The organism is Kribbella sp. NPDC031520, assembly GCF_055580825.1.
Genome location: NZ_JBVIKS010000002.1, coordinates 532,057 through 545,222, shown reverse-complemented (window position 1 = coordinate 545,222; position 13,166 = coordinate 532,057). Strand labels below are relative to the sequence as shown.

Here is a 13,166-nt window from a genome sequence, read left to right as displayed (position 1 = left end):
TCGGGGACCCAGGTCGTGACCGACTCGCACAACTCCGGACAGCACAAGGACCGGGAAGCGGCGGCGGCCGAGGTCCGGAGAATGTGGCAGCCGACCCCCTCCTGGACCCAGCCGGACGACAACGAGCCCGTCGAGGACAAGACCGAGGACACCGCCGAGCCGGCGGACGCGCTGTCCCAGGACTTCCCGGGCGACTCGTGGTCGGCCAAGCCGGCCGACCAGCCGGCGCCGTGGGCCCAGCCGAGCCAGCCCGCCCCGCCCTGGACGCAGCCGGTACCGGACTCTGCCGCCTCGACATGGAGCCAGCCGGAACCGCAGGACGACGAGGACGAGCCGCAGCCGGTGGACGAGGCCCAGCAGGACACCCCGGTCTTCGGCGGCTCCTCGTTCCAGCACCCAGAACAGCAGCCCGTTCCGCAGCAGCCCCCTGCCCAGCCGAACCAGCCGCAACCGGTCCAGCCCCCGCAAGGTCTCCCGGGCCAGCCGCAGGGTCAACCCCAGGGTCAGCCACTGTCCCCGGCGGCGCAGCACTTCTTCCCGCAGGGCATCCCGGGCCAGCAGCAGGCTCCGCAACCGCCGCAGAACCTGTCCTTCCGCACCGACGACCTGATCCAGGCGCTGCCGTTGCCGCGGGAGGCCCCGGCCGAGCGCGGTGTCCGCAGCGTGCTGAAGCTGCGGCCGGGTACGTCGGAACGCTCCGAGCGGCTCGCCCGTGCGACCGCCGCGACGGCCTTCCGCCGCCCGGTGACGATCGTCGTCGCGAACCCGAAGGGCGGCTCCGGCAAGACGCCGACCACGCTGCTGCTGTCCGGCGCGCTCGGCCAGGCCCGTGGTGGCGGTGTGGTTGCGTGGGACAACAACGAGCTGCGCGGCAACATGCACCTGCGGACCCACGACACGAACAGCCGATCCACCGTCACGGACATGCTGCAGGCGATGCCGATGCTGACCCAGCCGGACGCCCGGCTCGGTGACGTCGCGGCCTACCTGCGGCACCAGGTCGCAGGACAGTACGACGTACTCACGTCCGCGACCACCACGTACGCGCAGATCGAGGCGAAGGACTTCGACCAGATCCACCGCCTGCTGAGCCGGTTCTACAAGGTGCTGGTGATCGACACCGGGAACAACGAGGGCTCCAGCAACTGGCGCGAGGCGATGAAGGCGGCTGACGCCCTCGTCATCCCGATCAAGTGGAAGAGCCTGTCCTGCGCGGCCGCCGTACAGATGCTGGAGGAGCTCGACAACCAAGGCCCCGAGGCGCAACGGCTGATCCGCCGCGCGGTGATCGCGGTCTCGAACGGTCCCGGCGACGTGAACAAGGACGTCGAGAAGCAGCTCCGCCCGTACTTCGAGTCCCGGGCGGCCGCCGTCATCGACATCCCGACCGACATGCACATCGCCGCCGAAGGCCCGCTCGACCACTCCGCCCTGCAGCCGGCCACCCGCCGCGCCGCCCTGGAGCTGGCCGCGAAGGTCTCCGAGCAGATCACGATCGCTCTGAATACTCCACGCTGACAGCAGCCTGTTCGCGCCGCAGGCGGTGGCGGATCAGGACGGCCGGCACAGCTGACTACCGGCTGGTCCGGCCGCCTACTTTCGTTGTCGATACCATCTGCTCGTGAACGAAGGAGCGAACGTGCCCGAAGTCAAGATCCACCTGATCGGCGTCGAAGGCGAGGCCGAGCGCAGCGTCACCGAGACGACGACGATCGGGGAGCTGTTCGCCGGGATCTTCGGCCAGGACCGCTCCGCGATCGCCGCCCGGGTCAACGGTGAGCTGCGGGACCTGTCCCGGGTCGTCCAGGACGGCGACCAGATCGAGCCGGTCAAGGCGGCGTCCGAGGACGGCCGCGCGATCATCCGGCACTCGACCGCGCACGTCCTGGCGCAGGCCGTACAGGACCTCTTCCCGGACGCCAAGCTGGGGATCGGTCCGCCGGTGGAGAACGGGTTCTACTACGACTTCGACGTCGAGACGCCGTTCACGCCGGAGGACCTGACCAAGCTCGAGAAGAAGATGCAGCAGATCATCAAGGAGCGGCAGCGGTTCAGCCGCCGGGTGGTCAGCGACGACGACGCACGCCAAGAGCTGGCCGACGAGCCGTACAAGCTCGAGCTGATCGGCATCAAGGGCTCGGCGGCGGACGCGGCCGAGGGTGCGAGTGTCGAGGTCGGCGGTGGCGAGCTGACGATCTACGACAACGTCCGGCGGGACGACAGCGTCGCCTGGAAGGACCTCTGCCGCGGCCCGCACGTCCCCGCTACTGGGTACCTGGGCAACTTCAAGCTGATGCGTACGGCGGCCGCGTACTGGCGGGGCAGTGAGAAGAACCCGCAGCTGCAGCGCATCTACGGGACGGCCTGGGAAAGCAAGGACGAGCTGAAGGCGCACCTGACCCGCCTGGAGGAGGCCGCCAAGCGCGACCACCGCAAGCTCGGCACCGAGCTCGACCTGTTCAGCTTCCCGGACGAGATCGGCTCCGGCCTCGCGGTCTTCCACCCCAAGGGCGGTGTGCTGCGCAAGGTGATGGAGGACTACTCCCGCCAGCGCCACGTCGAGGACGACTACGAGTTCGTGTACTCGCCGCACATCACCAAGGGCCAGCTGTTCGAGACCTCCGGCCACCTGGACTGGTACGCCGACGGCATGTACCCGCCCATGCACCTGGACGAGGAGCGCGGCGCGGACGGGCAGATCCGCAAGCAGGGCCAGGACTACTACCTGAAGCCGATGAACTGCCCGATGCACAACCTGATCTTCGCGGCCCGCGGCCGGTCGTACCGGGAGCTGCCGCTGCGGCTGTTCGAGTTCGGCACCGTGTACCGGCTGGAGAAGTCCGGTGTCGTCCACGGCATGACCCGCGCGCGTGGCTTCACGCAGGACGACGCGCACATCTACTGCACCCGTGAGCAGATGCGCGACGAGCTGCGCAACCTGCTGACGTTCGTGCTCGGTCTGCTGGCCGACTACGGCCTCGACGACTTCTACCTCGAGCTCTCCACGAAGAACCCGGACAAGTTCGTCGGCTCCGACGAGGTCTGGGAGGAGGCCACCGAGACGCTCCGGGAAGTTGCCGAGGGCTCCGGTCTCGAGCTGGTCCCGGACCCGGGCGGCGCGGCCTTCTACGGCCCGAAGATCTCGGTCCAGACCCGGGACGCGATCGGCCGGACCTGGCAGATGTCGACGATCCAGCTGGACTTCAACCTGCCGGAGCGGTTCGAGCTGGAGTACACCGCGCCGGACGGTTCGCGGCAGCGGCCGGTGATGATCCACCGCGCGCTGTTCGGTTCGATCGAGCGGTTCGTCGCGGTCCTGACCGAGCACTACGCGGGCGCCTTCCCTCCGTGGCTGGCGCCGGTCCAGGTGATCGGCATCCCGATCACCGACGGGCACGTCGACTACCTGTTCGAGGTCGCCGAGCAGCTGAAGGCGCACGGGATCCGGGTCGAGATCGACGCGTCCGACGACCGGATGCAGAAGAAGATCCGGAACGCGCAGAAGGCCAAGACGCCGTACATGCTGATCGCCGGCGACGAGGACATGGCGGCCGGTTCGGTGTCCTTCCGGTACCGCGACGGCACGCAGAACAACGGCGTACCGATCGCCGACGCGGTCGCGGAGATCGTCGACGCCGTCAAGAAGCGCGTGCAGGTATGACCGATCACCCCGACTCGCCCTACACACCGCAGGAGTTGGTGCCGCAGGACGGTGTCGGGGTGCCGGATCCGTTCCTGCGGCTGTGGACGCCGCACCGGATGGCCTACATCGAGGGCGAGAACAAGCCGACGAGTGCCGACGCCGGTTCGGGCTGCCCGTTCTGCCGGCTGCCGGGTCTGCCCGACACGGAGGCGCTGATCGTGCACCGCGGCGAGGCGGCGTACGCGGTCCTGAATCTGTACCCGTACAACCCTGGGCATCTGATGATCGTCCCCTACCGGCACGTGGCCGACTACACCGAGCTGACCGACGCCGAGGTCCGCGACGTCGCGGACCTGACCCGGCAGGCGATGCAGGCGATCCGTACGGTGTCGGCGGCGCACGGCTTCAACATCGGGATGAACCAGGGCGAGATCGCCGGCGCCGGCATCGCCGCCCACCTGCATCAGCACGTGGTGCCGCGGTGGACCGGCGACATGAACTTCATGCCGGTGATCGCCAACACCAAGGTGCTCCCGCAGCTCCTCCCGGACACCCGCGCACTGCTGGCGAAGAACTGGCCGTAGTTCAGCGCCATAGGTCAGCGGATGAACAGCGGCAGCATCGGGTCGACGATGTCGGTCAGCTCGTCCAGCGTGACCTGGCGGGGTGGGTCCGTCAGCGCTGACACGCGGACCACGCGGCGGTTCTGGCGGAAGACGAGTTCGCCCGCATCGGGGAGGTAGTACCCGGGCTGTCCGATCGGCGCGAACTGTGGCGGCGGCACCCGCTCCGCCTCCGGGATCGACGACTGGTCGAACGCCTCCACGATCGACACCGTCGCGTCGAACGTGCCCCAGATGCAGGTCAGCGCACCCTTCACCCGGTAGTCCCGTCGCAGCTGGATCTGCAGCTGGACGAAGCGCTCCGCCGTCGACGTCGACAGCTGGCATGTCTCGTCGGTCTGCCGGGCCGGGCGCAGGCTTTTCGGTACGGCGTCCCGCACGGCCAGCGCGATCGTGACCGCCCGGGCCTTCTCGATCCCATCGGCGGGATCGCGGTCGATACCGCCGGCCGGGCTGATCCGTACCGCTCGGTCGCCCACCTTGAAGACGATCCGCGACTCGCTGACGGTGGCGTCCGGCCCGAGTTCCGGAAGTGCTTCGACCGATCCCGGATTCTCCACCAGCCGGTCGAGCGTGTCGGGCCCGGCCGGCAGCGCGCTGACCCCGATCGTCACAGGCAGGGTGCCGAGCAGCAGCGTGCAGAGGTCCATTGCCGGGAGGCCGCCGTCGTTCCAGGCGTACGGCTTCGCGGTGACCGGGCTGCGGAACTTCGCGGTCAGTGTGCGGGTGATCGCCGTACAGACCTGCGGCCCGGGCGCTCCCGCCGTACCGTCGAGGCCTTCGGCCTGCGGGGGAACCATCACGGTCGGGACCACCGCCGCCGGCACTTGAGGGGACGGGCGGCGGCCGTCGGCGCGCTGGGCGACGGTGCAGCCACCGGCAGCAAGCACGGCGAGCACTGTGAGCACGGAGAGCACCGGCACGAGGACACCCGTACGACGCATCCCGGTCACCTCCTCAACCCCAGGATCGCGCTTCGACAGCGTCACCGCGCGCCGAAACCCGGGTCTTGTCACCCGGGCGTGACCCGGGTGAACTACGATCGCGTCGCCATGCTTAACAGATTCCGGCAGTTCTGGACCAAGGTGATCACGCCGATCGCCACCCTCCTGCTCAAGCTCGGTGTGAGCGCCGACATGGTCACGCTGGTCGGCACCATCGGCGTGTCCGCCGGGGCGCTGATCTTCTTCCCCAGCGGTCACCTGTGGATCGGCGTCGTGGTGATCACCTGCTTCGTGTTCTCGGACCTGATCGACGGCTACATGGCCCGGACCTCGGGGACGTCGTCGAAGTGGGGCTCGTTCCTGGACTCGACGCTGGACCGGATCGCCGACGGCGCGATCTACGGCGGCCTGGTGATGTTCTACGCGAACTCGCGGGCCGGCGACTCCACGCTGATGGCCGCGGTGACGCTGTGGGCCCTGGTGATGGGCGCGGTCACGTCGTACGCCCGGGCGAAGGCGGAGAGCCTCGGCCTGAAGGCCAGCGGCGGGCTCGCCGAGCGCGCCGACCGGCTGGTGTTCACGCTGATCCTGGCGTTCTTCTCGGACGTGTTCAACCTGCCGATCCTGCTCGAGCTGGTGATCTGGTACGTCGCCGTCGCGAGCACGATCACCGTCGTCCAGCGCTCGCTCTCGGTCCGTAAGCAGGTCATGTCCGACCCGGCGAAGAACGACCTCGAATCCTGATGGAAGGTGCCCGGCAGCGCGCCGTCGACCTGGCGTTCGCGCTCGCCTGGACGCTGGTACGGCGGCTGCCCGAACGGACCGTGACGTGGCTGTTCACGAAGGCAGCCGATCGGACGTACGCGCGCAACGGTCGCGGCGTACGGCGCCTGCGCGGCAACCTGGCCGCCGTACGACCGGAAGCCACCGACGCCGAACTGGACGAGCTGACCCGGGCCGGGCTGCGGTCGTACCTGCGGTACTGGCAGGAGGCGTTCCGGCTGCCGGAGTGGTCCGACGAGGAGATCGTCGACCGGGTCCGGACCGTGAACGAGAAGCTGCTGCGGGACGCGTACGCCGCAGGTCAGGGCGTGATCTGTGCGCTGCCGCATCTCGCGAACTACGACCACGCAGGCGCCTGGGCCGGCCTGACCGGGATGCCGGTGTCGACCGTCGCAGAGCGTCTCCAGCCGGAGTCCCTGTTCGACCGCTTCATCGCTTACCGCAAAAAGCTCGGCATGGAGGTGCTCCCGCTCACCGGTGGTGACGAGGACGTCACCGACGTACTCACGAACCGCCTGCATGCCGGGGGATTCGTCTGCCTGGTCGCCGACCGGGACCTGTCCGAGCGCGGCGTCCCGGTGACGTTCTTCGGCCGCCCGTCGCGGATGCCGGTCGGTCCGGCCGCGCTGAGCCTGAAGACCGGCGCGCCGCTGATCCCGGCGACGCTGCACTACGACGGCCGCGACCTGGTGATCACGTTCCACGATGCGATCGAGCCGGACAGTGCGGCCGAGATGACCCAACGCTGCGCGGATGCCTTCGCTGCCGGTATCGCCGAGCACCCGGAGGATTGGCACATGTTGCAGCGCATTTTCCTCTGACCACCACGGACGGGAGACAATCGTCCCGTGAGGATCGGCGTGGTGTGCCCGTACTCGCTGGGCACCCCCGGCGGGGTACAGAACCACGTCCGCGACCTCGCCGAGGCGCTGCTCGCCGTCGGCCACGAGGTCTCCGTCCTCGCTCCCGTCGACGACCCGCTGTCGCACAGCAGCATCCCGCCGTACGTCGTCTCGTCCGGCCGCGCGGTCGGCGTGCCGTACAACGGGTCGGTCGCCCGGGTGACGTTCGGTCCGCGTACGGCGGCCCGCGTGAAGAGCTGGCTCGCCGACGGGGACTTCGACGTCGTCCACGTCCACGAGCCGACCACACCGAGCGCGTCGATCATCGCGCTGTGGTCCGCGGACGGGCCGTTCGTGGCGACGTTCCACACCTGGCAGGTGCGGTCCCGGGCGATGAGCGTCGCGTCGAGCCTGCTCCGGCCCGCGCTGGAGAAGATCGACGCGCGGATCGCCGTGTCCGAGAACGCTCGCTCGATGATGGTGCAGCACATCGGCGGCGAGGCGGTGGTGATCCCGAACGGCCTTTACACCGCCCGCTTCAAGGGCAGCCCCCGCGCCGACTGGACGGGCGAGGACGGCACGATCAGCTTCCTCGGCCGCCTGGACGAACCCCGCAAGGGTCTCGGCGTCCTCCTCGACGCCGTACCGCTCCTACTGGCCGAGCGCCCCCACTTGAAGATCCTCGTCGCAGGGTCGGGGCAGGCAGACGAGGTACGCCGGTCGCTGCCGCCCCGGTACCACGCGAACGTGCTGTTCCTCGGAGCGATCGACGACGAGGCCCGCGCGGACATGCTGGCAGGGTCGGACGTGTACGTCGCTCCGCACCTCGGCGGTGAGAGCTTCGGGATCGTCCTGCTGGAGGCCATGGCGGCGGGTGCGCCGGTGCTCGCGAGCGACCTGCCCGCGTTCGGACAGGTGCTGGAAGGCGGGCGGCTGGGGGAGTTGTTCGAGCCCGGGAACGCCGCCGAGCTGGCTGCCCGGGTACTGCGGCTGCTGCGCCGGCCGGACGAACGTGATCGGCTCCGGTCGGCTGGCCTCGCCGCAGTACCGAAGTACGACTGGTCGGTGCTGCTGCCCGAGCTCCTGTCCGTCTACGAGCTGGTGGCTAGACCAGCTTCGCGTGGGCGGCCTTGATCTCGTCGAGGTCGCCGGGCTCGGGCTTCCACGGGAGGACCATCGGGTCGTTCGGATAACGCGGGATCACGTGCAGGTGGGTGTGGAAGACGCTCTGCCAGGCGTCGGCGCCGATGCAGCTGAGCAGGTTGGCGCCGGTTGCGCCGTCGAGGCGCTCGATGACGCGACCGATCATCGACTGGCCGAGCGTCATGATCGCGGTCAGGTCCTCGGGGGCGGCTTCGCGCAGGTCGGTCGAGTGCTCCCGCGGGACGACCAGCAGATGGCCGGGCGTCGCCGGTGAGATGTCCATGAACGCGATCGCCCGATCGGTCTCCGCGACCCGCGTGGAGGGAATGTCGCCGGCCACGATCCCGCAGAAGATGCAGTTCTCGCTCATCCCGACAGGCTATACACTGCGCGAGCCGAACCCGCCCGCCCACTACTAGGAGCCCGATGCCGGACGATCTCCTGCGGCCGACCGTCAGCGCCGGCGTGGACATGTCGGTACGGCCGTGGCGCCTGATGTCGCAGACGTACGTCGCGTTCTTCGGTGGTGTGCTCGCATCCACCGTGGTCGCCTACCTGAACTCGGGCCGGCTCGGCGTCGACGCCGCCAAGCGCCGCTTGATCCTGCTGACGGGTGGGGCCGGGTTCGCCGTGGTCGTCGCGATGTTCCTCCTGCTGTACGACGACGCCGGCCTCACCTCGGGGTTCCGCGTAGGGATCCGTGTGGTGGCGGTGCTCTGCTGCATGCTGCAGCTCCGGCTGCAGCGGCCGATGGACCGGGCGTTCCAGTTGCGCGGCACGGACTACGGATCTCTGTGGACGACGGGGATCGCGGTGACGATCGGCGGCGCGGTCGTCGAGGGCGTGCTCCTCTACCTGGTGACGGAGGTGCTGTGAACGACCCGAGTGAGGCCCGCCTGCAGATGGCCGCGCACTGGTTGCGAATCGGCCGTCCGGAACGGGTTCTCGAGGAGCTCCAGGGCCTGTCCGGCGACGCCGCGCTCGACTACCGCGCGTACCTCTTCCGTGGTGCGGCGCTGCATTCCGTCGACCGGAACGGCGAAGCGATCGACGTACTGCGGGACGGTCTGGCGCAGCACGGTCCGTTCCCGGCGATGCTCCACGTGCTCGGGTCCTCGCTGCGTTCCGAGGGCCGGCTGCCCGAGGCGGAGGCCGCGTTCCTGCAGGGCCTGAGTCTCGACCCGAACGACCCGGACCTCCTGCTCGGGTACGCACACGTCTGCCTCGCGGCCGGTCAGGCCGAGAAGGCGGGCGCGCTGGTCGAGCGAGCGGCGTCCCACGCACCGGAGAGCGTGGCCGTTTCCGCGGCCCGCGCACAGGTCGCGTTCGCGCTCGGCAAGGACCGCGACATGCACAAGCACAGCGCCGAGGCGCTCTCGTACGACCCTGAGGACCCGAACGCGCGCGCCTTGCACGGTACGGCGTCGATGCTGACCGGTGACGCCCGCGCGGGGTACGACTCGTTGCGCTCGGCCGCTGCCGCGCAGCCGGGCGACGCCGACCTGCGTGCGGCCGCCCGCGAGGCCAAGCTGTTCAACCATCCGCTGATGCTGCCGCTGCGGCCGTTCGCGCGGGTGAACCCGCTGGTCGTCTGGATCGGCGCGGTCGCGGTCATCTACGGCCTCCGCGCCGCCGGCCTCGGCCCGCTGTCGTTCGCGTTCGCCATGATCTGGCTGGCGTTCTGCGTCTATTCGTGGGTCGTCCCACCACTGGTACGCCGCTGGATCAACCGGAAATGGGGATCATGAGTAACGACCGGATCGAGTCCCTGCGCAAGGCGGTCGAGGCCAATCCCGACGATCTGCTGCTGCGGCTCGTGCTGGCCGAGTCGCTGAACGTGGCCGGGGAGGCCGAGGAAGCGCTCGACCAGTACGTCGTACTCCTCGATCACCACGGCCTGCCCGACGACCAGTTCGTGCCGGTCGGGGAACTGGCCGCTGCGAACGGGCGGCTCGCGCTGCTCCGGAACCTGCTCGAGGCGGCCCGTCAGCGCGGCGTCGTCGAGGGCACGGGTCGCCTGCAGCAGCTCGTCGACGGCATGATCGCCGAGCGCAGCGGCGTACGGATCAAGGTCGGTCCGGAGGCCGAGGCGCCGTACGAGCAGGACCTGGTGAAGGAGGCGACCACCTTCGACCAGGTCGGCGGCATGGAGGAGATCAAGCGGGTGATCCACCGGATGGTGATCCTCCCGCAGAGCCGTCCGGAGCTGTACGAGAAGTACGGGCGCAAGGCCGGCGGCGGCGTGATGCTGTACGGGCCGCCCGGGTGCGGCAAGACGCTGCTCGCGCGGGCAACCGCGGGGGAGTGCGGTCTGCCGTTCGTCAACGTCCGGATCGAGGACGTGATGGACCCGTACCTCGGGGTGTCCGAGCGGAACCTGCACGAGGCGTTCGAACGCGCCCGCGCCAACGGTCCGTGCGTACTGTTCCTCGACGAGCTGGACGCGCTCGCCTTCGCCCGGCACAAGCACGGCGGGTCCGAGTCGCGCCGGCTGGTCGACGTACTGCTCCAGGAGCTCGACGCGATCGGCTCCGAGAACGACGGCCTTCTCGTTCTCGCGGCGACGAACGCGCCGTGGGACGTGGACGAGGCGATGCTCCGGCCGGGGCGGTTCGACCGGGTGATCTTCGTACCGCCGCCGGACGAGCCGGCCCGCGTGGACATCCTGGAGGTGCTCACGAAGGACGTACCGGCCGATGGTCTCGACCTGAAGGCGCTCGCCGCGCAGACCGCGATGTTCAGCGGCGCCGATCTGCGCGCGTTGATCGAACGCGGCGTGGACAAGGTGATCGACGAGGCGCTGTCCACCGGTGGCGAGCCGCCGCTGGCGATGCAGCACCTGACCGAGGCGCTGGCCGCGGTGAAGCCGTCGACGCTCGACTGGCTGCACCGCGTCCGCTCGTACGTCGAGTTCGCCAACCAGAGCGAGCGCTACGACGAGGTGGCGGCGTACCTGAAATCCCGCGACGTACGCCGCCGCCTCAACAAAGGCTGATCACTTCAGCTTGGCCGCCACGGAGTCCGGCATCGCCTCGTAGCGGGAGAACTCGCGGCTGAACGACGCCGCGCCGTGGGACAGCGAGCGCAGGTCGATCGTGTAGCGGGTGATCTCCACCTGTGGGACTTCGGCCTTCACCAGCGTCCTGTTCTCGCCGACCTTGTCCGTGCCGAGCAGCCGGCCGCGCCGCCCGGACAGGTCGCTCATCACCGCACCGACCAGCTCGTCCGGTACCAGCACCGAGACCAGGTCCACCGGTTCGAGCATCGAGACCCGGGCCGCGGCCGCGGCCTCGCGCAGCGCGAGCCCGCCCGCCATCTGGAACGCCATGTCCGACGAGTCGACGCTGTGCGCCTTGCCGTCGGTGAGCGTGACCCGGATGTCGACCATCGGGTACCCGGCCGCGACGCCCTTCTCCATCTGCGCCCGGACGCCCTTCTCCACGCTCGGGATGAACTGCCGCGGCACGGCACCGCCGACCACCTTGTCGACGAACTCGAACCCGGTGCCCTCCGGCAGCGGCTCGACCTCGATGTCGCAGACGGCGTACTGCCCGTGGCCGCCGGACTGCTTCACGTGCCGTCCGTGACCCTTGGCCGGCCCGCTGAACGTCTCCCGCAACGGCACCCGGAGCTCCACGGTGTCGACGGTGACGCCGTACCGGTTGGACAGCGCGTCGAGGACGACGTCGGAGTGTGCCTCGCCCATGCACCACAGCACGATCTGGTGGGTCTCCGGGTTCTGCTCGATCCGTAGCGTCGGATCCTCCGCCGCGAGCCGTTGCAGCCCGACCCCAAGCTTGTCCTCGTCGGTCTTGGCATGCGCCTGGACGGCGATCGGGAGCAGCGGTTCCGGCATGTTCCACGGCTTGAGCAGCAGCGGCTCCGTCTTGTCGGACAGCGTGTCACCGGTCTCTGCCCGGGTCAGCCGCCCGATCGCGCACATGTCACCGGCGACGACCTCCGCGGCATGCCGCTGGGTCTTGCCGAGGGGGAACGAGAGCGTACCGATCCGCTCGTCCTCGTCGTGGTCCTCATGCCCGTGCGCGGCACCGTTGTGGTCACCGAAGAACGACGTGAAATGGCCCGACACGTGAACCGTCGCGTCGGGCCTGATGGTGCCGGAGAACACCCGGACCAGGCTGACCCTGCCGACGTACGGGTCCGACGTCGTCTTCACCACCTCTGCCAGCAGCGGGCCGTCCGGGTCGCAGGCGAGGCCCTTACGGGCGACCCCGTGCGGGTTGAAGACGTCCGGAATGGTGTGCTCGGGCGGCGACGGGAACCCGCTGGTGATCACTTCGAGCAGCTCGTACGTCCCGACCCCGGAGGCGCTGCAGACCGGGACGACCGGGAAGAACGAGCCGCGCGCGACCGCCCGCTCGAGGTCTTCGATCAGCACCTTCTGGTCGATCTCCTCGCCGCCGAGGTAGCGGTCCATCAGCGACTCGTCCTCGGACTCCTCGATGATCCCCTCGATCAGGGTGCCGCGCAGTTCCTCGATCTGGTCCGCGTACGAAGAGTCCGCCGGGGTGGTGGAGCGCTTGCCGCCGGAGTACTCGTAATACGACTGGGAGAGCAGCCCGATCAGCCCGTCACCAGCGGGCAGGTAGAGCGGCAGGACCTTGTCGCCGAACGCGGCCTGGGCGGTGGCGAGCGCGTTCTGGTAGTTCGCCCGGGCGTGGTCGAGTTTGGTGATCACGACCGCGCGCGGCATCCCGACCTCCTCGCACTCCTGCCAGACGGTGCGGGTCGGCTCGTCGACGCCCTCGCTCGCCGAGACCACGAACAGCGCACAGTCCGCGGCGCGCAGCCCGGCCCGCAGCTCGCCGACGAAATCGGCGTACCCGGGGGTGTCGATCAGGTTCACCTTCACGCCGTCGTGCGGAAGCGACGCGAGCGCCAGGCCCACGGAGCGCTGCTGCCGGATCTCGGCGTCGTCGAAGTCGCACACCGTGGTTCCGTCGACGACGGTGCCGGGTCTGTTCAGGACTCCGGAGGCCACCAGCAGGGCCTCGACGAGGGTGGTCTTGCCGGCGCCCGACGGGCCGACCAGCACCACGTTGCGGATGGCGGCCGGGTTGTCCACAGCGGGCGCGGCTCCGGTGCCTTGGGAAGCGTTCGTCTTGTCTGCCATGACGTTCCTCCTGGTCCACCCACGATTCCCCTATCGGACACTTCGCACAAGGGC

The 13,166-nt window shown here is 69.5% G+C and carries 12 protein-coding genes; 9 read left to right on the top strand and 3 right to left on the bottom strand.

Annotated features, from left to right (window positions below; genetic code table 11):
* Window positions 1–15 precede the first annotated feature (15 nt).
* From ACZ5BU_RS11315 to ACZ5BU_RS11305, 3 genes are all read left to right on the top strand, one after another.
* Entirely contained in the window at window positions 16–1,518 is a 1,503-nt protein-coding gene (locus ACZ5BU_RS11315) for an AAA family ATPase (protein ID WP_465697762.1), read from the top strand.
* Between the two features lie 121 nt (window positions 1,519–1,639).
* Entirely contained in the window at window positions 1,640–3,661 is a 2,022-nt protein-coding gene (thrS, locus tag ACZ5BU_RS11310) for a threonine--tRNA ligase (protein WP_465697760.1), read from the top strand.
* Complete coding sequence (locus tag ACZ5BU_RS11305) at window positions 3,658–4,227, top strand: HIT family protein (RefSeq protein ID WP_465697758.1); 570 nt, start codon at window positions 3,658–3,660, stop codon at window positions 4,225–4,227. Before thrS ends, ACZ5BU_RS11305 begins: the two co-directional genes overlap by 4 nt.
* Before the next feature lie 14 nt (window positions 4,228–4,241).
* On the opposite strand, the gene ACZ5BU_RS11300 is transcribed toward ACZ5BU_RS11305, so the two are convergent.
* Window positions 4,242–5,210 carry a hypothetical protein gene (locus ACZ5BU_RS11300; RefSeq protein ID WP_465697756.1) on the bottom strand — a complete coding sequence of 323 codons (969 nt, stop codon included), beginning with the start codon at window positions 5,208–5,210 and terminating at the stop codon, window positions 4,242–4,244.
* 108 nt (window positions 5,211–5,318) lie between these two features.
* On the opposite strand from ACZ5BU_RS11300, the gene pgsA reads away from it, so the two are divergent.
* From pgsA to ACZ5BU_RS11285, 3 genes are read left to right on the top strand one after another with little or no spacing between them, the layout of a single operon-like run.
* On the top strand, window positions 5,319–5,954 hold the full coding sequence (pgsA, locus tag ACZ5BU_RS11295; protein ID WP_465697754.1) for a phosphatidylinositol phosphate synthase: 636 nt from the start codon (window positions 5,319–5,321) through the stop codon (window positions 5,952–5,954).
* Window positions 5,954–6,814 (top strand): phosphatidylinositol mannoside acyltransferase, encoded by an 861-nt coding sequence (locus ACZ5BU_RS11290; protein ID WP_465697752.1) that lies wholly within the window; start codon window positions 5,954–5,956, stop codon window positions 6,812–6,814. The genes pgsA and ACZ5BU_RS11290 overlap by 1 nt, the downstream gene beginning before the upstream one ends.
* A 27-nt stretch (window positions 6,815–6,841) precedes the next feature.
* Entirely contained in the window at window positions 6,842–7,969 is a 1,128-nt protein-coding gene (locus ACZ5BU_RS11285; RefSeq protein WP_465697751.1) for a glycosyltransferase family 4 protein, read from the top strand.
* On the opposite strand, the gene ACZ5BU_RS11280 is transcribed toward ACZ5BU_RS11285, so the two are convergent.
* Window positions 7,941–8,348, bottom strand: a complete 408-nt coding sequence (locus tag ACZ5BU_RS11280; protein ID WP_465697748.1) for an HIT family protein — start codon at window positions 8,346–8,348, stop codon at window positions 7,941–7,943. The two genes, ACZ5BU_RS11285 and ACZ5BU_RS11280, sit on opposite strands and share 29 nt — an antisense overlap.
* A gap of 56 nt (window positions 8,349–8,404) precedes the next feature.
* On the opposite strand from ACZ5BU_RS11280, the gene ACZ5BU_RS11275 reads away from it, so the two are divergent.
* Genes ACZ5BU_RS11275 through ACZ5BU_RS11265 form a run of 3 tightly spaced genes read left to right on the top strand, consistent with a single transcriptional unit; the run spans window position 8,405 to window position 10,973 of the window.
* Complete coding sequence (locus ACZ5BU_RS11275) at window positions 8,405–8,854, top strand: hypothetical protein (protein WP_465697746.1); 450 nt, start codon at window positions 8,405–8,407, stop codon at window positions 8,852–8,854.
* Window positions 8,851–9,726: a tetratricopeptide repeat protein gene (locus ACZ5BU_RS11270; RefSeq protein ID WP_465697744.1), complete on the top strand. Its 876-nt coding sequence runs from the start codon at window positions 8,851–8,853 to the stop codon at window positions 9,724–9,726. Before ACZ5BU_RS11275 ends, ACZ5BU_RS11270 begins: the two co-directional genes overlap by 4 nt.
* Window positions 9,723–10,973: a tetratricopeptide repeat protein gene (locus ACZ5BU_RS11265; protein WP_465697742.1), complete on the top strand. Its 1,251-nt coding sequence runs from the start codon at window positions 9,723–9,725 to the stop codon at window positions 10,971–10,973. Before ACZ5BU_RS11270 ends, ACZ5BU_RS11265 begins: the two co-directional genes overlap by 4 nt.
* Here ACZ5BU_RS11265 and ACZ5BU_RS11260 read toward each other — a convergent pair whose 3' ends face one another.
* A complete protein-coding gene (locus ACZ5BU_RS11260) occupies window positions 10,974–13,112 on the bottom strand; it encodes an elongation factor G-like protein EF-G2 (RefSeq protein ID WP_465697740.1) in 2,139 nt (712 codons plus the stop codon). It abuts the gene before it with no gap.
* Between the last annotated feature and the right edge of the window lie 54 nt (window positions 13,113–13,166).